This is a genomic window from Thioalkalivibrio sp. ALE30, from assembly GCF_000377465.1.
Classification (GTDB): Bacteria; Pseudomonadota; Gammaproteobacteria; order Ectothiorhodospirales; family Ectothiorhodospiraceae; genus Thioalkalivibrio.
The window spans coordinates 578098-599174 of sequence record NZ_KB898168.1; the positions used below are offsets into that span (position 1 = coordinate 578098).

The window sequence follows — 21077 nt, forward strand, 5'->3', positions numbered from 1 at the left end:
GTCCTCTGCAATACGGAACATCTTCACCGAAATAACCTCTCGAACCAGCCCTGCGAGCCGGAATCACTGCCCAGGTCGCACTCGGCGCGCCCTTCGGGCCCCGAATTCTGCCAGAACGGCAGCGTCTTCACCGCCTCGCAGGCATGGTCCTCGTTTTCCACCCGCAGGCCGGAGGCCAGGTCCACCTCCTGATAGCCCACGCCGGGGTGGCCGTCCAGCCGCAGGGACTGCACGCCTACCCCCGCCATGATCTCCGCCCAGACCGGCGCGGCGGAGACGCCACCGGTGAGCCCAGTCGGGCGATTGTCGTCCATCCCCAGCCAGACCACCGCCACATGCCGATCATCGAAGCCGGCGAACCAGCTGTCCCGGAAGTTGTTCGTGGTACCGGTCTTGCCAGCCACCACCTGACCGTTCAGCCGCGCCGCGATCCGCCGCCCGGTCCCCTCGCGAGTCACGTCGTGCAGGGCATGGGTCAGGACGCGCACGGAACCATCCGACACCGCCCCCTGGAGTGAAAGGCCGTAGTGGGACAGGACCTCGTCGTTCTGATCCAGGACATCCCGAATCACCCGGGTACCCGTCGCGTAGCCGCCGTTCGCCAGCGCCTGGTAGAGCCCGGCCACCTCCAGCGGTGACAGCTCGATCGCGCCCAGCGCCAGCGAAGGCAACGGGGCCGGCGTCCGCTGCAGCCCCAGCGTCTGCAGCAGGTTGACAACCTGGGAAATACCGATCTCCTCCGCAAGGCGGACGGTCGCCACGTTGTAGGATTGCACCAGGGCCTCCCAGGCCGTGACCGTCCCCCGGTTCTCGCGATCGAAATTGCGCGGCGTCCAGGGCTCCCCGTGCGGCAGCTGCAGGGTCAGCGGGCTGTCATCCAGGAGGGTCGCCAGGGTGTAACGATCCGGGTTGGTCAGGGCCGCGAGATAGACGAACGGCTTGATCACCGACCCCACCTGGCGCTGGGCCTCCACGGCCCGGTTGTACCCGGGATAGCGCGGGTTGCGATCCCCCACCACCCCCAGCACTTCGCCCGCCTGCGGATCGGTCACGACCGCCGCGGCCTGAAGGCTGTCGAGGTCGGAACCGCCCCCGCGGCTCCGGACCAGCTCGTCCACGCCCCGCACCAGGCGGTCCTCCAGCCGCATCTGCACCACCGGATCCATGGTCGTGAAGATCCGCAGGCCCTCGCTGCGCAGATCCTCGTCCGCGTAGTCGGCCCGCAGCTCCCGCCGCACCAGGTCGAGAAAGGCCGGGAAACGGCTGCGCCCCTCCGGCATCACCGGGGAGACATCAAGTGCGGTTGCCAGGGCCCGGTCCACGCGTTCGCGGCTCGCCAGACCGGTCTCCGCCATCGCCTCCAGGACCCGGTCGCGGCGCTGCGTGGCCCGCTCGGGGAAGCGGCGCGGATCGTAATAACTCGCTCCCCGCGCCAGACCGACCAGCAGCGCCAGCTGATCCAGGCGCAGTTCGTTCAATGGACGCTGATAGTAGAACTGGGCCGCCTGGCCGAAGCCGTGGATGGCCCGCTCGCCGGTCTGCCCGAGGAACACCTCGTTCAGATACGCCTCGAGGATCTCCCGCTTGTCGTAGCGGTGTTCCAGCAACAGGGCCATCACCGCTTCATTCAGCTTGCGGCTCAGCGTCTGCTCGCGCGTCAGGTAGAAGTTCTTGACCAGCTGCTGGGTCAGCGTGCTGCCCCCCTGGACCGTGCGCCCGGCACGCAGGTTGGCGACCGCCGCGCGCCCGATGCCCACCGGATCAATCCCGCGATGCGACATGAACCGCCGGTCCTCGATCGCCAGCAGCGCCCCGATCAGCTCGCGCGGTACCTCGTCGATATCGACCAGGATGCGATCCTCACCATGGGTCGGATAGATGCTGCCAATCAGCAACGGCTCCACCCGCATCAGGTCCACATTGCGGCCCCCGGACTGCTCCGCCACCGACTGCACCCGGCCGTTCGCCAGGCGCACGCGTACCGAATGGGCCGGCTCCGGTCCGTCCCCAAACGTGAACGGCCGGGTGGTCAGCCGCACGGTACCGCCGCTGACGTGAAACTCGCCCGGGCCCGAACCCTCCGGCGTCTCGCGGTAGTTCAGCGCGCGCAGCTCCATCTCCAGCGCATCCGCCGTCAGCGGGCGGCCGGCATACAGCTCCAGCGGCCGCGCATACACCCGGGCGGGCAATGCCCAGCGCTGGCCCTCGAACCGTTCGCGGATCTCGCGGTCCAGATGATGGACATAGAGCCCCCCGATCCCCACGGCGGCCAGCAGCAGGCCGGCCAGGGTCCAGCCCCCCGCGCCCAGCAGGCGCCGGACCCGCCCCCTGCGGGGCGCGTTTCGATGACGGGGACGCTGGCGGCTCTTTCGTGGCATGGACTGGCTGGGGGGCGACGTGACCGGAACGGCTGCAATGGTAACCTGACCGACAAGCAAAAACGGGTGCATGCCCGGCGATTCCGGGAAAAACATCCGGCGCCGACGCTCGCCCGCCTGAACCTCCAAGCGGAGCCCCCATGACCGAACTGGAACAGCACCAGAAACGCCTGCGCCAACTGGTCCAGGGCAACGGCTTCCCGACGCCCCTGCCGGACACCGGAGCGGTTCGGACCATCGAGACCCATATCTCCACCGTAATCCTCGCCGGCGACGAGGCCTACAAGTTCAAGAAACCGCTGGATCTCGGCTTTCTCGACTTCACCACGCTGGACGCCCGCCGCCATTACTGCGAGACCGAGCTGGAGATTAACCGCCGCCTGGCGCCCCAGCTCTATCGGGAGGTCGTGACCCTCAATGGTGACGACGCGCATCCGGTCATCAATGGCGCCGGCCCCGTGCTCGACTATGCCGTGCGCATGCGCCGCTTCGACCGCGAGCGCCAGCTCGACCGACTACTGGAGCGGGACCGGCTCCCCACGGCGGCCATGGATGCGCTCGGTCACTACATCGCGGCCTTCCATGAGCGCACCGAGCGGACCGATGCTCAATCCGAGTACGGGACCGCCGAGGCCGCGACCCAGCCCATGCTGGACAACTTCCCGGCCCTCTCCGAATCGGTCAACGGCGCCTCGGATCGGGCGCGCCTCGAGCGCCTGGAACAATGGACCCGCAAGGAAATCAATCGGCTGTGGCCCCTTCTTCAGGAACGACATGATGCCGGGTTCGTGCGCCACGGCCATGGTGACCTGCACCTCGGGAACCTGGTCTACGTCACGAACGAGGATGGCGACGAGGTCCCGGTCGCCTTCGACGCCATCGAATTCGACCCCGCCCTGCGCTGGATCGACGTGATGTCCGAGATCGCCTTCACCACCATGGATCTCCTGGCCCGCCGCTCCCGCGCCCATGCCTGGCGGCTGCTGAATGCCTATCTCGAGGGGCGCGAAGACTTCGATGGTCTTGCCCTGCTGCCGCTGTACCAGGTCTACCGTGCCCTGATCCGGGCCAAGGTCCAGGGCATACACGGAGCCGAGCCCCAGCTGCCGTCCGATGAACAAGCGGCCCACCGGGCGGAGATGAGTCGCTACCTCGCCCTCGCGGACCGGTTGACCGAGGCTGGCTCGCCGCGCCTCGTCCTGATGCACGGCGTCTCCGGCAGTGGCAAGACCGTCGTCAGTACCCAGGTGCTGGAGGCCCTGGGGGCGATCCGGCTGCGCTCCGACATCGAGCGCAAGCGGATGGAGGAGCCGGTGGACTACAGCGCCGCCGGGCGCGCCCGGATCTACGAACACCTGTTGCAGCGCGCGGAACGCCTGCTGTCGCTCGGACTGACCGTCGTCGTGGATGCCACCTTCCTCACCCGCGAGCAACGTGCTCCGTTCCAGGCCCTGGCCCGGCGCCATGCGGCCGGGTTCGCCGTGGTCGCCTGCCAGGCGCGCGAAGACGTTCTGCGCGAGCGCCTGGAGCGCCGCGCTCGCGCGGGCACCGACGCCTCGGATGCCGGTATCGAGGTCATGCAACAGCAGCAGCCCCAACAGGAATGGCCGACCGATGCCGAAGGCTGCATCGAGGTCGCCCCGGATGCACCGCTCGACCCCGATGCCCTCGCGCACCGCCTGCTCCAGCCCGTCGCAACCTGAGCAACGCGCTACAATGAGGCCCACGAGCACCACAGTCCGCCCGGAAACCGGAGACACCCCCATGCATCGTTGCCGTACTGGCCCGTTCGACCGCCTCCGCCAGGCCCTTACACCGCTCGCCGCCTGCGGGCTGCTGGCGCTGGGCTCTGCGGCCCAGGCCGATGCCCTGCTCCACTATGTGGACGACGAGGGGCTGGAGAGCCAGATCCTGGTGCGCGGTGACATCGTTCGCATGGAGCTGAACGAGGCGATCAGCGGCACCTCCGGCTATATGTTGTTCGACGCCACCAACGACCAGCTGACCGTCGTGGACGATACCGAACAGACCTACACCCCGCTGACCCGCGAGGTTATGGACCAGCAAATGCGCGCGATGACCGATATGGTCAGCGATCTGCGTCGCCAGATGGAGCAGCTTCCGCCGGAGGTGCGCCAGCAACTGGAAGAGCAACTGGGCATCGGCGCGGAAGGCTTCGATGCCGAAATCAGCACCCGGACCACCGGCGAGCAGCGCGAGATCGGCGATTTCGTCTGTGACGAGCACGAGGTCCTGATCGACGGTCAGGTGCAGAGTACGGTCTGCGTGTCGGACCCGGCCCGTCTGGGATTGGAGGAACACGACTTCGCCACCCTGGGCGCCCTGATGGATCGCCTGTATGAGCTGTCCCTCAGCGCCCTCGAGGCCGGTGGCCCGATGGCCTCGCAGATGGGCGCATCCCTGCTGCCGCGCGTGGATGGCATCCCCCTGGAGGTCAGCGAACACGACGGCGTGACCACTCGCCTCGCGGGCATCTCCACCGACGACCTGAGCCCCGAGCTCTTCACCGTCCCCGAGCGCTATGCCGAACGCGACCTTTTCTGACGCCGTCCCGCGCCTCCTGCCCCTCGCCCTGGTAGGCAGCGGGCTGCTGTTCCTCGCGGCCTGCAGCGCCGGCCCCGAGCCGCGCGGCACGGAGACCGCCACCACCATCGCCACCCCTCAGCCGCTGCCGCAGGGGCGGATGAGTCCCGCGCCCGAGGCCGGTCTGGAGCGCTCGGAGGTCGTCCTCACGGCCCTGGGGCACCTGGACACGCCCTATCGCTACGGGGGAACCGACGCCTCCGGACTCGACTGTTCCGCCCTGGTGCAGCGCGCCTACCGCGAGGCCGGTCGCAGCGTACCGCGCACCACTCGCGACCAGGCCCGGGCCGCCACGCGGCGCGACGGCGCCCCGGCGCCGGGTGACGTCGTGTTCTTCGCGATCAACGGGAGTCAAATCGATCACGTCGGGGTCTACGTGGGAGACGGACGTTTCGTACATGCACCCAGCTCCCGGGGCCAGGTGCGTATCGAGCAACTGGACAACCCCTACTGGGCACCCCGAACCCGTTTTGCCGGTCACTTTTTCGACTGAAACCGGCACCCCGGAAACTGCGCTGCCGGCCGCCCCGACGGGCGCTGGCGGCACAACCCGCTCCCGCTCAACCAGCCTTCGAACCCGCTACCTGAGGAAGGAACCATGAAAACGACCAACCCCGTAACACGCGCATTGCGAACCTCGGCCCTCGCCATCACCCTCGGGCTTGGCGTCGGCTTCGTCACCAGCACCGCGCACGCATTCGGCCCCGAGACCGTGATCGAGACCGAGGAACGCGTGGTGTACAGCATCGAGGGCGAGTTCGACTTCTACTACGAGATGATCGAGGACGCCATCGCCGCAGAGGGACTGGTGATCAACAATCGCGGCTACATTGCCGACATGCTGGACCGCACCGCCGACCAGGAAAGTGGCGAAGGCCTGTACCTGAACGGCATGTCCGTGGACTTCTGCAGCGCCACCTACTCGCGCGCGACCATGGATGCGGACCCTCACAACATCACCTTCTGCCCCTACGTGATCGCAATCTACGAACTCTCCGACGAGCCCGGTACCATCTACGTGGGCTACCAGCGCGTCCCGGAGATCGGCGACGAGGCCTCCGCGGAAGCCCTGCGCGACGTCAACAAACTGGTCGACCGCATCGTGCAGAACGCCCTGTCCTTCTGAACCAGGCGGCCCGTCCAACACGAAAAAAGCCCGGGCCTTGCGGCTCCGGGCTTTCTCTTTCCGGGCCGCAACGTGCAACCCGGTGTGACGCCCCCCTCAGGGCGTCTGATCTTCCTCGGCCCCTTCCTTCTTCACCGGCAGCAGGACCTGACGGTCAACGCCCAGCATCAAGGCCGCCGTCGCCGCGATAAAGATGGACGAGTAGGTCCCGACAATGACCCCGATGATCAGGGCGATCGAGAAGTTCTGCAGTGCAGCCCCCCCGAGGAACGCGAGCGAGAACAGTACCAGCAGGGTCGTAGCACTCGTCACAATGGTACGCGCCAGGGTCTTGTTGACGGCGTTGTTCATCACCTGCTCCGTCCCCTGCTTGCGCAGGACCCGGAAGTTTTCGCGTATTCGGTCGTAGACGACGATGGTGTCGTTCAGCGAGTAACCAATCACCGCCAGTACCGCTGCCAGCACGCCCAGGTCGAACTCCAGCTGCAGCAACGAAAAGATCCCCAGGGTGATCAGGACGTCGTGCACCAGCGCCAGCACCGAACCGATGGAGAACCGCCACTCGAAGCGAACCGCCACGTAGATGAGGATGCCCGCCAGGGCATAGATCATCGCCAGGCCGCCCTGCTCGCGCAGCTCCTCCCCGACCGCCGGGCCAACAAATTCCACCCGACGCAGGTCCGGGTCCTGCGGTCCACCATCCTGCAGCGTATTCAGCACGCGGTTGGACAGCATGGCCGGATCGTCGTCATCCTCGCTTGGCGGCAGACGGATCAGCACATCGCGCGAGGTCCCGAAGGTCTGCACCTGGGCCCCGGCAAAGCCCCCGGCCGCGAGGGTCTCACGGATCGGATCCAGCTCGACCGCCTCGGGATAGCCGACCTCCACCAGGGTACCCCCGGTAAAGTCGATCCCGAAGTTCAAGCCGCGGGTTGCGAGCATGGCGATGGAAGCGAGGATCAGGATGAGCGAGATGGCGATCGTGATCTTGCGCTTGCCCAGGAAATCGATGTTCGATTCGGCGAAATTCAGATGCGGAAGCATGCGGGTCTCCCGGCGCTCAGATGGCCAGGCGCGTCAGCCGGCGCTGGCGCCCGTAGGTCAGATTGACGATGGCGCGGGTCACGATGATCGCGGTAAACATCGAAGCGATGATCCCGATCGACAGCGTTATCGCGAAGCCCTTGATCGGACCGGTACCGAACAGGAACAGCACCAGGGCCGCAATCAGCGTCGTCACGTTGGCGTCCGCGATGGTCGTGAAGGCCCGGTCATAGCCGGACGAGATCGCCGCCTGTGGTGACAATCCGTTGCGGATCTCCTCGCGTATGCGCTCGAAGATCAGCACGTTGGCGTCCACCGCCATACCGACCGTCAGCACGATCCCGGCGATCCCCGGCAGGGTCAATGTCGCCTGCAGCATCGAGAGCACCGACACGATGAAGATCAGGTTCAGGGCCAGTGCCACGTTCGCGATCAGGCCGAACACGCGGTAGTAGAGGATCATGAAGATCATCACGGCGATAAAGCCGATCACCACCGACTGCATGCCGCGGTCGATGTTCTCCTGCCCCAGGCTTGGCCCGACCGTGCGTTCTTCCACGATGGACATCGGCGCGGCCAGCGCCCCGGCACGCAGCAGCAGCGCGAGGTTGCGCGCCTCGCGGGTGCTGTCGAGTCCCGAGATCTGGAAGCGCCGACCCAGCGGCTCATTGATGCGCGCAACGTTGATCACCTCTTCGCTGCGCGAGGTCCGCAGGACCTGCTCACCGTCTTCCTCCACCGTCTCGGTGGTCGTCTCGATGAACACCGAGGCCATCAGGCGCCCCACGTTGTCCGAGGTCACCCGCGAGAAGATCCGCGCCCCCTGGCCATCCAGGTTAATGAACACGGCCGGCCCGCCGGTGTCTTGCGCAATACCGGAAGAGGCGTCGGTGATGTAGTCACCGGTCAGCATGACCTGGCGCTGCAGCAGCACCGGCGTCCCGTCACGCTCGCGATACAGACGCGTGCCCGACGGCGCACGGCCGGACTCCGCCGCCTCCATCGGGTCCCCGGATTCCGATACCAGGCGGAACTCCAGCGTCGCCGTCGCACCCAGCACCTCCTTGGCCCTGGCGGTGTCCTGCACCCCCGGAAGCTGCACGACGATGCGGTTCTCGCCCTGCTGGGCAATGATCGGCTCGGCCACGCCCAGTTCATCGACGCGCGAACGCAGGGTCGAGATATTCTGCTGCAGGGCCTGCCGCCGCAGTTCGGTCAGGTGGTCGTCGTCCAGCGTCGCCACCATCCGGATGGAGTCGCCGGAGCCGCGGACGTCCCACTCCAGTTCGCCGCGGTACTCGCGGGTCAGCCAGCTTTCGGCCGCTTCATAGTTCGCCTCGTTGCCGAACATCACGGTGAGGTCGCTGGAGCTGCGTTCGATCGTGTCAAAGGACAGACGCTCGTCGCGCATGCGCCCGCGCAACTCGTTCGCGTAGCGCTCCATCGCCGTGCCGATCACCGCCTCCAGATCCACCTCCATCAGGAAGTGCACCCCGCCGCGCAGGTCGAGGCCCAGAGCCATCGGCTGGCCATTGATCGCCCGCAGCCAGTTCGGCGTGGCCGGGGCCAGGTTCAGGGCCACCGTATGGTTGTCGTCCAGGGCGTTGCGCAGAATCTCGGCGGCGGCCGACTGCTCGTCGGTGGTCTCGAAGCGCAGCAATATCTGGCCGTCGTCCTGCTCCTCGACCTGCTTCGGCGTCACGCCCTGGGCACCCAGGATGGTGCCCATGAGGTCCCGGATGTTCTCGTCGATCTCGCCGGTCATCGGATTCCCGATCTGGACCGAGGGGTCCTCCGGAAACAGGTTGGGCGCGGCGTACAGCCCCGCACCCAGAACGACCACGACGATCAGGGCGTACAGCCACGCCGGATAGGAATTGCGCATATTCGGAGACCCTGAAGGGCGGGGTTTAAAGGTCTTTGAGCGTGCCCTTGGGCATCACGGAGGCGACCGACTGCTTCTGCACGGCCACGTTTACGCCATCGGCGATATCAACCTTGATGAAGTCGTCGCTGACCTCGGTGATCTTGCCGGCCACACCGCCGTTGGTGACGATCTCGTCGCCCTTGGAGAGCGCCTCGACCATGTTGCGATGTTCCTTGGCGCGCTTGCTCTGCGGGCGGATGATCAGGAAGTACATGATCGCGAAGAAAATGACGATCATGATCAGGAACTCGATCATGCCGCCGCCGGCGGCTCCGCCTTCCTGGGCATGCGCTGCAGAAATCAGAAAGTCCATCGAAACACTCCGTCTGTCGGTTCGGGTCGAGCCCCGCCCCGCCGCGAAAAGCGCAGCCGGACGGCGCAAAAAATAACGCGCGGATTATGGCACAGGCGGGACGTCCATGCCGCGCCGCGCGTAGAAATCGCCGACGAACGCCTCGAGCGTCCCCGCCGCGATTGCCTCGCGCATTCCGCGCATCAGGTCCTGGTAGTAATGCAGATTGTGGGTGGTCGCCAGGCGCGAGCCGAGGATCTCGTTGCACTTGTCGAGGTGCTTGAGATAGGCCCGCGAATAGTGACGACAGGTGTAGCACCCGCATTCCGGGTCGATCGGCCCGGTATCCTCGCGAAAACGGGCATTGCGTATGCGCAGCACGCCCTCGCGGGTGTACAGAAAACCGTTGCGCGCGTTGCGGGTGGGCATCACGCAGTCAAACATGTCCACGCCGCGACGCACTGCCTCGACGATATCCTCCGGTCGTCCCACCCCCATCAGGTAGCGTGGGCGATCCGGCGGCAACAGCGGCAGGGTCACGTCCAGGGTCTGCAGCCGCTCGTCCTCCGGCTCGCCCACCGACAATCCCCCGATCGCGTAGCCGTCAAAGCCGATCGCCTGCAGGCCTTCCGCCGATTCCCGGCGCAGCTCGGGGTACATCCCGCCCTGCACAATCCCGAACAGGGCCGCCGGGTTGTCGCCATGCGCCGCGCGCGAACGTGCCGCCCAGCGCAGGGACAATTCCATGGACCGACGGGCCTCGTCCTCCGTGGCGGGGTACGGCGTGCACTCGTCGAAGATCATCACGATGTCCGAGCCCAGCTCGCGCTGCACCTGCATCGACGACTCCGGCGTCATCAGTACCTTCGAGCCATCCACCGGCGACTGGAAACGCACCCCCTCCTCCGAGATCTTGCGCATCTCGGCCAGCGAAAAGACCTGGAATCCCCCGGAATCGGTCAGGATCGGTCCCTCCCAGTGCATGAAGTCGTGCAGATCGCCATGCGCCCGGATCACCTCCGTGCCCGGCCGCAGCATCAGGTGGAAGGTGTTGCCCAGGATGATCTCCGCCCCGAGCTCGCGCAGCTCCTCGGGGGTCATCGCCTTGACCGTGCCGTAGGTCCCCACCGGCATGAATGCGGGCGTCTCGACCGTCCCGCGCGGAAAATGCAGGCGGCCGCGCCGCGCCGGGCCATCGGCGGCCAGGTTTTCAAACTCCATCGGAGCCTCCGGTATCAGCGCTCAGGCTGGGCGGGAGGTCATCGGCCCGCCCCGGCGCCAGCCACAGCGCATCGCCGTAACTGAAGAACCGGTACCGCTGCGCGACCGCATGGGCGTAGGCATCCAGGATCCGGTGATAGCCCGCGAACGCAGCCACCAGCATCAGCAGCGTGCTCTGTGGCAGATGAAAATTGGTCACCATCCGGTCCACCACGCGGAACGTGTAGCCCGGCTGGATGAACAGCCGCGTCTCGCCCTGGAACGGCTCAAGCGCGCCCCCGGCCGCTGCGGTCTCCAGCGAGCGCACGCATGTCGTGCCCACTGCCACCACACGCCCGCCGCGGGCCTTGCACGCCGCCACGGCGGCGCAGGCCTCGGGCGAGACCTCCAGCCACTCCGCATGCATCTCGTGCGCGGCGGTGTCCTCCACCTTGACTGGCTGGAAGGTCCCGGCCCCCACATGCAGGGTCACCGTCGCCGTCTCCACCCCCGCCTCCCGCAGCCGCGCGAGCAGCGCGTCGTCAAAATGCAGCCCCGCGGTGGGGGCGGCGACCGCACCCTCGCGGCGGGCGAACACCGTCTGGTAGCGATCCGCGTCTTGGGCCTCGTCAGCCCGCTCGATATACGGCGGCAGTGGCACATGGCCGTGCGTGCGCAACAGAGCCAGCACGTCCCCGGCCTCCACCAGAACCAGCCGGAAGAACGGCCCCTCGCGCCCGGTCACCTCGACCGTGAAAGCATCCGCGAGCCGCAGGCGGGTCCCCACCTTTGGCGCTCGGCTGGCCCGGACCATGGCCAGTACCTGCCCGGTCGATTCGATGCGTTCGACCAGCACCTCGACCCGGCCCCCGCTCTCCTTCTGCCCGAATACTCGCGCCGGGATCACGCGGGTGTCGTTCAGCACGAGCAGATCGCCCGGGCGCAGCAGGTCCTCGATCTCCGCAAACCCGGCATCCCGCGGGCGCTCGTCCTCCAGCACCAGCAGGCGCGACCCCACACGGTCCGGCAGCGGATACTGGGCAATCAGCTCCGGCGGGAGCTCGTAATCAAAGTCGGCAACACGCATGGCGCGCGATGCTACCACGCGCCACGCCAGCGCGGCGCGGCATGCCCCGGCCCGCGAAGCCCGTTTCTGCCACGGGGAACCTGCGCTACACTACGCTCGCGCTGAACAAAGTCGACCTGGCTTTTTCAGCGCGCGCAGCGCTGCAAACGCGTTTTGCAGCCTGCTTTGGAATCCACCCCCGTTGAGGGCGATTCCGACGGCACATCCGTGTGCCACGGGGAGACGCCAACCCATCGGCATCTCTCCGGCACCCCACAAGCCGGGATGGCGGAACTGGTAGACGCGCCGGACTCAAAATCCGGTTCTGGCAACAGAGTGCGAGTTCGATTCTCGCTCCCGGCACCATCATTTTCTCGGGCCCTCCGCCAGGGCTCGCCCGGGGCGCACGACTCCCCGACACCAGGCCGGTGTAGCTCAGTTGGTAGAGCATCTGATTTGTAATCAGAGGGTCGCAGGTTCGACTCCTGTCGCCGGCTCCATTTTTCGGGCTCCCACAGCCAGTGGTGTTCTCTCCTGACGCACATCCCTACCTTGACGATCGCCCCGCGGGGTGTAATCTCGGAGATACGAGGTTGTCCAGAGGCGCCCCACAGGGAAGCCGAGTCAGCAGGCCCGGCTTTCCCCCGGGCTACGCCCCGCAGACAACCCCCTCGGGCTCTGCCCCAAGGAGGCGTCATCATGTCCACAGACCGCTTTTTCATGTTGTTCGCAGGGATCGTCGTGCTGGTCAGTGCCCTGCTCGCCTGGCTGGTCAGCCCCTGGTGGCTGCTGCTCGCGGCCTTTATCGGCGTCCACCTGATTCAGGCCGCGTTTACCGGCTTCTGCCCCCTGATCATGATCCTGAAGTCGATGGGGCTGAAGCCTGGCGAGATCTTCCGCTGAGTCCCTACAGGCCACTTTGGGCTCAACGTTCCCCGTAGGGTGCGACCGCCCCGCACCCCTTGTAATCACGGGCGACAGACTACATATTAGCGATCACTAATACGAAACCCGGAGGCATCATCCATGAGCATTGACCGCATCGTCCTCGCCTTTGCCGGCACCGTCGTGATCATCAGCGCCATCCTCGCCTGGCTCTTCACCCCGATGTGGCTGATCCTGACCCTGTTCGTTGGCTTCAACCTGCTGCAGTCCGCCTTCACCGGCTTCTGCCCGCTGGCGATGATCCTGAAGGCCATGGGCGTGAAGCCCGGGGAAGCCTTCAACTAAGCCCCTCGACCAGACCATCTCCTCGCGAGGCCCGGGCGCCATTGGCCCCGGGCCTTTTCTTTTGGCGTTCCCCGGTGCGCGATACGGTGGCCTACACTCACGGGAATAACCCCCTGCGCGAGGTGCCCGCATGCGCTTCCGAGACCGCAATGAAGCCGGTGAGCGGCTCGCCCGCGCCCTGGACCGTTATCGAGGTCAGCCCGGGGTCGTCTATGCGTTGCCACGAGGCGGGGTGCCGCTGGGCGCTGTGGTCGCCCGGCACCTGGGCATGCCGCTGGACCTTTTGATCCCGCGCAAGATCGGTCACCCGTTCCACCCCGAGTACGCCATCTGTGCCGTACCGGAACACGGCGAACGGGTCTGCAATCCGCGCGAGGCGGAGCGCGTGGATCCCGACTGGCTGGAGCAGGCGGAAGCGCACGAGCGCTCGGAGGCCCGGCGCCGGCGCGAGTTGTACTGCACCACACCCCCGCCGGATGTGACCGGCAAACTGGCCATCATCGTCGATGACGGGATCGCGACTGGCCTGACCATGCGCGCGGCGATCCGCGACGCCCGCCAGCGCCGGCCCCGCCACCTCGTCGTGGCCATCCCCGTCGCGCCGGCGGAGACCGCCGCGATGCTGGAAACCGAGGCAGACGAACTGGTCACCCTGGATATCCCGGAATATTTTCGCGGGTCCGTCGGGGCTTATTACGAAGATTTCGAGCAGACCTCGGATGACGAAGTCATCGCCTTGCTCGCCTCGGTCCACCAGTCGCAACGACCCGATGTCTCCCGCTGAGGACCGTAACGTAAGCCTCGTCTTGGATGGCGATCCCCACCAGGGCATCCTCGACCTGCCCGGGTCGCCCATTGGGCTGGTCATTTTCGCGCATGGCAGCGGCAGCAGCCGCCTGAGCCCTCGCAATCACCAGGTCGCCGGCACCCTGCAGGACAGCGGCCTGGCCACCCTGATGTTCGACCTCCTGACCGAGGAGGAGGACCGGGCCTACGCCAACCGCTTCGACATCGAGCTGCTCGGCCGGCGGCTGGTGCAGGCCTGCCAATGGGCGACGGCACAGCCCACCCTGGCAGCCCTGCCGCTGGGACTGTTCGGCGCCAGCACCGGCGCGGCCGCTGCCTTGCGGGCCGCCGCGGCCGCGCCACAAGCGATCCGGGCGGTCGTCTCGCGCGGCGGCCGTCCGGACCTGGCGGGTAACGCCCTGCAACGGGTGGAAAGCCCCACGCTGCTGATCGTGGGCGGCCTCGACACCACCGTCATCCAGCTCAATCGCCAGGCGCAGGCGCTGATGCACGCCCGTTGCGATCTGGAGATCATCCCCGGTGCCACCCATCTGTTCGAGGAACCCGGCACGCTGGAGCAGGCGGCGGACCTCGCGGCGGCCTGGTTCCGTCAGTGGCTCCCTACGGCGTGATCGCCACTTTCAGCACGCCGTCGCGCTGATGCGAGAACAGGTCGTAGGCGGCCTCGATATCGGCCAGCTTGTAGCGGTGCGTCACCATCGGCGTCAGGTCCACGCGCCCCGAAGCGACCACCTCCATCAGCCGCCGCATGCGCTCCTTCCCGCCGGGGCACAGTGTCGTCACGATGGTGTGGTCCCCCAGTCCGGCCGCGATTGCATCCAGCGGCATCGAAAGCTTGCCCGAATACACCCCGAGACTGGATAGCGTCCCGCCCGGTTTCAGGATGCGCAGGCAGGCCTCGAAGGTTTCCTGCTGCCCCAGGGCCTCGATGGACACATCCACCCCGCGGCCCCCGGTCAGGTCCATGATCGCTTCGACCGGGTCCTGTTCGTGGAAGTTGATCGCCACATCCGCGCCCAGCTTGCGGGCGGTCTCCAGGCGTTCCGGCACGCCATCGACCACGATGATCCGGGTCGCGCCCATCAGCTTGGCACCGGCCGTGGCACACAGGCCGATCGGGCCCTGGGCGAACACCGCCACCGTGTCGCCGATATGGATGTGCCCGCTCTCCGCACCGCCGAAACCCGTGCTCATGATGTCGGGGCACATCAGGACCTGCTCGTCACTGAGCCCGTCCGGCACCGGGGTCAGGTTGGCCTGAGCGTTGGGAATACGCACGTACTCCGCCTGGCAGCCATCGATCGTGTTCCCCAGCTGCCAGCCACCCATGGCCTTGCCACCGCACTGACTGGAGATGCCTTCCTGACAGGAATGGCACTGCCCACAGGGCGTAATGGCCCCCGCGATCACACGCTGGCCCACCTCGTAGCCGGTCACCGCGCTCCCCAGCTGTTCGATCACCCCGACGGGTTCGTGCCCGACGATGCGTCCAGCCTCAACGGGATACTCGCCCTTGAGGATATGAATATCGGTCCCGCAGATCGTGGTGGTCGTCACCCGCAGCAGGGCATCCGTCGGCCCGATCTCCGGGATAGGCCGATCCTGGATCTCGATCCGACCCGGCTCGACGAAAACCGCCACCTTCATCGTACTCATGCTCGCCTCCTCGGGTTGTGGCCAGTTGCTGCATCCGGCTTCATGCGCAACCTGTTTATCGAACATAGCAGGCCGTCCGCCTGGTCACTTGGGCCGAGCCTTGCGATCGCGACCCGACGATCGCCTGCCGTACAATAAGGCTACATCCGCCGTTCAGGATCGCATGTGATCTCGCTCATCCCCCGCCTGTTTCAACGCGCGCCGGCCCTCGACCCGGAAAGCCGTGCCTGGATCCACGCGATCTTCGACTGGGCCGGGAACGAACCCCACCTGGGCCCGCTTCTGCGCAAAGCACACCTGGTATTGCCCACGGCCGAGCACTTCCCCGGCCAGGCGGACAACCGGCAGGCGATGGCACAGCTGGTATTTGATCGCGTTCTGGAGCATGCCGGGCTCGCCGACGGCCCGTTTCGGCTCTCGCATCCCGGCAACCTGATGGACGCCCCGGTCCCGTGGGACGCCATGGGCACAGCCCGCGCCGCCCGGAGCGGAGCGACAGCCCAGAGCGCGAGAGTGGGTATCCCCTACGATCCGGAACTGGTCTCCCATTCCCAGGCCCTGATCGCCCACTTCGCACGCGAGATCGCCCTGCGTCTGCTCGCCACGGCGCGCCAGACCCCACCGGCCCTGGAAGGCAACGAGGCGCACATCGCGGAGCTTCTGGCCACCCGCATGGGCTTCGGCGTAATGCTGGCCAATACCGCCTTTCAGGTCCGCGTGAATCAGTGCGGTGCCTGCAAGGGCCCGTCTGCCGAACGTGAAGCCGCGCTGTCCCGCGATGATCTTGCCTATGCCCTGGGTCTGTTCTGCCGCGATCAGGGGATACCGCCGGGACGCGCCCGCGCCCATCTGAATACCCCGCTTCGGCCCGCCCTGCGCCATGCCCTGCGCGACCTCGCCCGCCGTGATCGCGAAGTCGCCAGCGGCGCGGCCTGAGCCAGCTCGACCACCACTCGCGCCAGCGTTATTTGATGCGTTTTATAAAGAAAACACAGTAACTTGCCGGCGAAACAGATCGTTTCCTCAAGCAGGCTGAGCAGCCGGTCCGCGCGCATCGTGGACCGCTTGAAGGGCATGACCGGGCGATCTAGTGATCAGGGTGCGAAACCCCGGCTCCCTGGAGGCCCGTAATGAAGACTCTGCGCTACGCTCTTGCCGCCCCCATCGCCCTCGTACTGGCTGCCGCGCCGCTGCACGCCAGCGAGGGGACGTTCGATACCCCCACCCTGATCCCCGAACTCGCGGTCAAGGCCGCCGAGGCGGCGGTACAGGCCTGCCGCGATCGCGACACCCAGGTGACCGCGGCGGTGGTGGACCGCCACGGGACGCCCCAGGCGCTCAAGCGTGATCGCTTCGCCGGGCCACATACCGTGGACACCGCTATCAGCAAGGCCTGGACCGCCGTCAGCTTCCGCACCGACACCCTGGAACTGCGCGAAATGACCGATCCCGGCGCGGCCGGTTACGGGATCCAGCATCTGCCCCGGGTCAGCATCCTGGGCGGGGGCAAGCAGATCATGGCCGGGGGCCGCATTATCGGCGGCATCGGCATCTCCGGCGCGCCCAGCGGTCAGATCGACGATGAATGCGCGGCCGCCGGCATGGACGCGATCGCCGACGACCTGCTCTGATCCACGTGACGTGGGGGCCTTGCCGCCACGGGCGGCAAGGCCCCCGCTCGAGATCCCCTCGATCCCTTCAGGCCGCCAGCAAACCGCTGCGCTGCAACCCGTCAAAGATGAACTGCATGGCCAGCGCGCTCAGCAGGACCCCCAGGATGCGCGTCAGCACATGCGCCCCGGTCACGCCCAGCCAGTGCTGCAGCCGCGAGGCCACCAGAAGGCACACCAGCGCGAGGACCATCACGGCGACCAGCGCGCCCAGCACCACCGCCTGAGCGGCGGGATCGCCCTCGGCCCGGCTCATCATCAGAATGGCGGCCCCCATGGCGCCGGGGCCGGCCAGCAACGGCGTCGCCAGCGGGAAGATCGACAGGTCCTTGCGCGTCCGGGCCTCCTGCGTCTCCGCCGGCGTCGCTGAGACGCCGCCGGAACTGCGGGCGAACACCATGTCGATCCCGATCAGCAGCAGCAGGATGCCGCCTGCGGTATACAGCGCCGCCAGCGAAATGCCCAGAATCGAAAGCAGCGCCTCCCCGACCAGCGCGAACAGCAGGAGAATACCGCCGGCCACCAGCGCCCCGCGGATCGCCATGGCTCGCCGCTGGGCCGCGCTCATGCCCTGACTGAGCACCGCGAACACCACCGCCACATCCACAGGCCCGATGGTCACGAAGAACGTGGTCAGCGCGACGATTCCCAGTTCCAGCATGGCGGATCCCTCCTCTCGCGGCCCCTTCCGGGGGGCATGGCACAAACCTGAATGAGCCCGACACTTCGAGGTGTAAGTTGCCCTTCGTGTTTCACGAACCTACTTTAGCGCGCTCTGAAATACCGATTGGGGAGCCATCCAGCCATGAAACGTCGTGTTGTCGGTCAGCTGACGCTGGCCAGTCTGCTTGCGTCACCCGCCCTTGCCCACGCCCAGGACGCCGCGCACACTCTGGGCACCGTGTCGGTCACGGCGACGGGCTACGAGACGCTGATCGACGAGACCCCCGCCTCGGTCACCGTGATCGAGTCCAGCGAGATCCGCAACCGCGAGGCGCGCACCCTGGGCGATCTGCTGCGGGGCCAGCCGGGTATCGCCACCGCGGTGGACGGATCGGTGGGCTCCGATCCGATCATCCGCGGCCTCAAGCGCGACCAGGTCCTGGTGCTGGTGGACGGCGTACGCATCAACGCCATGCAGCCGCCGGCGCGTGGCTCACTGGCGTCCTACGTGAACGTGGACCTGATCGAACGCATCGAGATCGTGCGCGGTCCGGGCTCCGTACTCTATGGCGCCGGCGCCATGGGCGGCGTGATCAACATCATCACCCGCGGCGGCGACTTCACCGAGGAGCCCGAGACCCGTGGTTTCTCGCGCCTCGGTGTCACCTCGGTGGATGACGGCATCCGCGGCGCGGTAGGCGTGACCGTCTCCAACGACCGCAACGTGCTGGACCTCTCCACCGCCTACCTGAACACCGACGACTACAAGAACGGCGACGGCGACCGCCTGCGCGATTCCGGCACCGAACAGAACGCCTACCACCTGCGCTATCGCGGCAAGCTGGCGCCGGGCCACGAGGTCCAGTTCCGCGCCCAGCGCGACGAACGCAAGGACGTCTGGTACCTCGCCTCGCGCACCTTTACGCCGAACGACGGGCAGCGCCCGGCAGGTGTGAATACGCACTACACACCGCGCCAGACACGTGATCTCGTCGAGTTGAGCTATGAAGGCGAATTGGGCGGTGCCTGGGCACCGCGAGTAGAGGCTTCCATGTATCGACAGGAACTCTCCCGCGGGAACTACGACTGGAGCGAACGCCTGCAACAGGACTACAGGACTTCCGATACTGACTTCACGACGGACGGCCTTCGCGTGCAGACCGAACTGGTCCCCACCGATGACCAAATCCTGCTGGTCGGGGCCGAAGCCTGGCGCCTGCAAGCCAGCCCAGTTTCCTTTGTGGGTGCTCCCCCCGATTACGAGCCCGTAATTAGGATGCCGCTAGTCGAAAACGGAAAGATCGAGTCCGCCGGCGTCTTCATCCAGCACGAGACTTACCTTGACTGGGCGACCGTCAACCTTGGCGCCCGTTATGACGAGGTGCGCGGAAGCGCCGATGCCGCCATGGGGGTTTCCGAACCGCTGGACAAGACCGATCGCAACTTCAGCTGGTCGGCCGGGCTCACCTGGCACCTTGACGAGGCCTTCAACCCGTACTTCAGCCTGTCCGAGGGCTATCGCTCCGCCAGTCTGCTGGAGCGCTACCTGACATATCCCTATAGCGACGGCTTCACCTGGCAGAGCAATCCGCAGCTGGATCCGGAACGCAACCGCACCTTCGAGGTGGGCGCCCGCGGCAACATCGGCGCGACCTCTTACACCGTCTCTGCCTACGAGAGCCGCATCCGCGACTATATCGGTGGCCAGGTTACTGCACCCGGATTCAAGCAAACCATCAACCTCGACGAGGCGCGCATCCATGGTGTCGAGGCTCTGGTGGAGCACGCCTTCACCGACGCGATCACCGGCTACGCAAGCGGCACGTGGATCCGCGGGCAGAACCGCGACAGCCGCTTCGACGAACCGCTGACCCAGATGCCGCCGCCGGAGGCCAGCATCGGCCTGAGCCATACCGTGGCCCAGGGCTGGCAGTGGGATGCGCGTGTGCGCGCCGTAGCGAGTCAGAGCCGCACGGCGGACACGTTCACCGACGGAACCGAGCGCAACACCTCCGGGTTCGCCACCGCCGACCTCGCCGTAGGCTACCGCTTCGGGCCCAGCGCGGGCTTTCGTTCCAACGAGATCACCTTCAGCGTGACCAACATCGCGAACAAGACCTACCGCGAGCATGTCAACGAAATGACCGAAGCCCGCCTGGACCCGGCCAACGGTGTCCAGGACATCTGGGCCCCGGGCCGCAGCTTCGGGCTCACCTGGAATGCAGAATTCTGAGCGACCGCCTCACGAAAAAGACAAGGAAACCGCTATGCGTTTACGCGTAATCGACTTCGGCCAGCAGCCGGCCGTGCGCTCCCAGGCCGTCTACCACGGCATCGCCGAGGCCATGGGCAAGGACGACGACCCGGTGCTCACCCTGGTCAACCCGGACGATCCCTACGTCTGCGTGGGCCTGCACCAGGAGATCGCCCTGGAGGCGGACGAGGACTTCTGCAAGGAACAGAACCTGCCCATCATCCGCCGTCACGTTGGCGGTGGTGCGGTCTATCTGGACCACAATCAGATGTTCTTCCACTTCATCTATCCGTCGTCAAAGGCGCCGCGGATCGTCTCGGACATCTACAAGAAGTTCATTGACCCGGTGATCAACACCTATCAGGACCTGGGCGTGAACGCGACCTTCCGTCCGGTCAACGACATCCACGTGGCCGGCCGCAAGATCGGTGGCACGGGTGCGGCGAGTATCGGCAATGCCACCGTGATGGTCGGCAGCTTCATGTTCGACTTCGACACCGCCACCATGGCGCGCTGCCTCAAGGTGCCGTCGGAGAAGTTCCGCGACAAGCTGCGCGCCGGCATGGAGGACTACATCACCACGCTGTCCCGCGAACTCGGGGAGATGCCGGACCGCGAGACCGTGCGCGACGCCTTCCTGAAACGGGTGGCCAGCGATCTCGACGTCGAGGTCGAGATGAGCGAGCCCACCGCCGAGGAAACCGCCGCCATCGAGGAACAGATGGCCGAGCTCACGGACCCTGAATGGACCTACCGCAAGGGCCGCAAATTCGTGGAGATGGGCGTCAAGATCGCCGCGGGCACCCACCTGACCGAGGGGGCCCACAAGGCCGCCGGCGGCCTGATCCGGGCCCAGCTCATGGAGAAGGACGATCACATCGCGGATCTCCTGCTGTCCGGCGATTTCACGGTCTTCCCGGAAGACGGCATGGACCGCATCGCCGACGCCCTGCACGGCCAGCCGCTGGACCAGGAGGCCCTGCAAACCGCCGCGACCGCCTGCATGCAGGAGATCGGCCTGGATGCCCCGGGTATCGAACCCGGCGACATCGCCACCGCGATCCTGGCCTGCGTCCACCGCGAACCGCACTGATCCGCCCTGCACCACAGGTGGTGCAAACGAAAACGGCCGGCGCCCTGCACGGGGCGCCGGCCGTTTT

At 66.7% G+C, this 21077-nt stretch carries 20 protein-coding genes and 2 tRNA genes; 14 read left to right on the top strand and 8 right to left on the bottom strand.

The window, feature by feature from the left end:
* Window positions 1-23: 23 nt before the first annotated feature.
* The gene (gene mrcB / locus D107_RS0102615; RefSeq protein WP_018880705.1) at window positions 24-2378 is read right to left on the bottom strand and encodes a penicillin-binding protein 1B; all 2355 of its coding nucleotides are present in this window, start codon (window positions 2376-2378) and stop codon (window positions 24-26) included.
* A gap of 140 nt (window positions 2379-2518) precedes the next feature.
* Between mrcB and D107_RS0102620 the strand changes: the two genes are divergently transcribed.
* The 4 genes from D107_RS0102620 to D107_RS0102635 all read left to right on the top strand — a co-directional run bounded on the left by D107_RS0102620 (window position 2519) and on the right by D107_RS0102635 (window position 6108).
* Window positions 2519-4081, top strand: a complete 1563-nt coding sequence (locus tag D107_RS0102620; RefSeq protein ID WP_018880706.1) for a bifunctional aminoglycoside phosphotransferase/ATP-binding protein — start codon at window positions 2519-2521, stop codon at window positions 4079-4081.
* Between the two features lie 61 nt (window positions 4082-4142).
* Window positions 4143-4943, top strand: coding sequence for a hypothetical protein (locus tag D107_RS0102625; RefSeq protein WP_018880707.1), 801 nt, complete (start codon window positions 4143-4145; stop codon window positions 4941-4943).
* Complete coding sequence (locus D107_RS0102630) at window positions 4921-5475, top strand: C40 family peptidase (RefSeq protein ID WP_018880708.1); 555 nt, start codon at window positions 4921-4923, stop codon at window positions 5473-5475. The genes D107_RS0102625 and D107_RS0102630 overlap by 23 nt, the downstream gene beginning before the upstream one ends.
* Window positions 5476-5580: 105 nt before the next feature.
* Complete coding sequence (locus tag D107_RS0102635; protein WP_038035082.1) at window positions 5581-6108, top strand: DUF302 domain-containing protein; 528 nt, start codon at window positions 5581-5583, stop codon at window positions 6106-6108.
* Window positions 6109-6204: 96 nt separating this feature from the next.
* Here the strand turns inward: D107_RS0102635 and secF are convergent, their stop codons facing one another.
* The 5 genes from secF to queA form a co-directional block, all read right to left on the bottom strand.
* Window positions 6205-7152, bottom strand: coding sequence for a protein translocase subunit SecF (gene secF / locus D107_RS0102640; RefSeq protein WP_018880710.1), 948 nt, complete (start codon window positions 7150-7152; stop codon window positions 6205-6207).
* A gap of 16 nt (window positions 7153-7168) precedes the next feature.
* A complete protein-coding gene (gene secD, locus D107_RS0102645; RefSeq protein WP_018875361.1) occupies window positions 7169-9037 on the bottom strand; it encodes a protein translocase subunit SecD in 1869 nt (622 codons plus the stop codon).
* 25 nt (window positions 9038-9062) lie between these two features.
* Window positions 9063-9392, bottom strand: a complete 330-nt coding sequence (yajC, locus tag D107_RS0102650; protein WP_018867385.1) for a preprotein translocase subunit YajC — start codon at window positions 9390-9392, stop codon at window positions 9063-9065.
* An 84-nt stretch (window positions 9393-9476) separates the two neighbouring features.
* Complete coding sequence (gene tgt, locus D107_RS0102655; RefSeq protein ID WP_018880711.1) at window positions 9477-10592, bottom strand: tRNA guanosine(34) transglycosylase Tgt; 1116 nt, start codon at window positions 10590-10592, stop codon at window positions 9477-9479.
* A complete protein-coding gene (gene queA, locus D107_RS0102660; protein ID WP_018880712.1) occupies window positions 10582-11658 on the bottom strand; it encodes a tRNA preQ1(34) S-adenosylmethionine ribosyltransferase-isomerase QueA in 1077 nt (358 codons plus the stop codon). The genes tgt and queA overlap by 11 nt, the downstream gene beginning before the upstream one ends.
* 258 nt (window positions 11659-11916) lie before the next feature.
* Between queA and D107_RS0102665 the strand changes: the two genes are divergently transcribed.
* The 6 genes from D107_RS0102665 (at window position 11917) to D107_RS0102690 (ending at window position 14285) form a co-directional block, all read left to right on the top strand.
* Window positions 11917-12003: transfer RNA gene (locus D107_RS0102665), tRNA-Leu, on the top strand.
* 58 nt (window positions 12004-12061) lie between these two features.
* Window positions 12062-12137: transfer RNA gene (locus tag D107_RS0102670), tRNA-Thr, on the top strand.
* Window positions 12138-12336: 199 nt separating this feature from the next.
* Window positions 12337-12540: a DUF2892 domain-containing protein gene (locus D107_RS0102675; RefSeq protein WP_018867382.1), complete on the top strand. Its 204-nt coding sequence runs from the start codon at window positions 12337-12339 to the stop codon at window positions 12538-12540.
* A gap of 123 nt (window positions 12541-12663) precedes the next feature.
* Window positions 12664-12867 (top strand): DUF2892 domain-containing protein, encoded by a 204-nt coding sequence (locus D107_RS0102680; protein WP_018867381.1) that lies wholly within the window; start codon window positions 12664-12666, stop codon window positions 12865-12867.
* A gap of 130 nt (window positions 12868-12997) precedes the next feature.
* Complete coding sequence (locus tag D107_RS0102685; RefSeq protein WP_026280726.1) at window positions 12998-13651, top strand: phosphoribosyltransferase; 654 nt, start codon at window positions 12998-13000, stop codon at window positions 13649-13651.
* The gene (locus D107_RS0102690; RefSeq protein WP_026280727.1) at window positions 13638-14285 is read left to right on the top strand and encodes a dienelactone hydrolase family protein; all 648 of its coding nucleotides are present in this window, start codon (window positions 13638-13640) and stop codon (window positions 14283-14285) included. Before D107_RS0102685 ends, D107_RS0102690 begins: the two co-directional genes overlap by 14 nt.
* Here D107_RS0102690 and D107_RS0102695 read toward each other — a convergent pair.
* Window positions 14275-15330, bottom strand: coding sequence for an NAD(P)-dependent alcohol dehydrogenase (locus D107_RS0102695; protein WP_018880715.1), 1056 nt, complete (start codon window positions 15328-15330; stop codon window positions 14275-14277). The genes D107_RS0102690 and D107_RS0102695 overlap by 11 nt on opposite strands.
* Window positions 15331-15495: 165 nt before the next feature.
* Here D107_RS0102695 and D107_RS0102700 point away from each other — a divergent pair, with 165 nt between their 5' ends.
* The gene (locus tag D107_RS0102700) at window positions 15496-16266 is read left to right on the top strand and encodes a hypothetical protein (protein ID WP_018880716.1); all 771 of its coding nucleotides are present in this window, start codon (window positions 15496-15498) and stop codon (window positions 16264-16266) included.
* 194 nt (window positions 16267-16460) lie between these two features.
* A complete protein-coding gene (locus D107_RS0102705) occupies window positions 16461-16961 on the top strand; it encodes a heme-binding protein (protein WP_018867376.1) in 501 nt (166 codons plus the stop codon).
* A gap of 67 nt (window positions 16962-17028) precedes the next feature.
* Here D107_RS0102705 and D107_RS0102710 read toward each other — a convergent pair whose 3' ends face one another.
* On the bottom strand, window positions 17029-17661 hold the full coding sequence (locus D107_RS0102710; protein ID WP_018880717.1) for a MarC family protein: 633 nt from the start codon (window positions 17659-17661) through the stop codon (window positions 17029-17031).
* 144 nt (window positions 17662-17805) lie between these two features.
* Here D107_RS0102710 and D107_RS0102715 point away from each other — a divergent pair, with 144 nt between their 5' ends.
* Both D107_RS0102715 and D107_RS0102720 read left to right on the top strand, forming a co-directional pair.
* Window positions 17806-19896: a TonB-dependent siderophore receptor gene (locus tag D107_RS0102715; RefSeq protein WP_018877774.1), complete on the top strand. Its 2091-nt coding sequence runs from the start codon at window positions 17806-17808 to the stop codon at window positions 19894-19896.
* A gap of 34 nt (window positions 19897-19930) precedes the next feature.
* A complete protein-coding gene (locus tag D107_RS0102720) occupies window positions 19931-21010 on the top strand; it encodes a lipoate--protein ligase (protein ID WP_018877775.1) in 1080 nt (359 codons plus the stop codon).
* The last annotated feature ends 67 nt before the right edge of the window (window positions 21011-21077 follow it).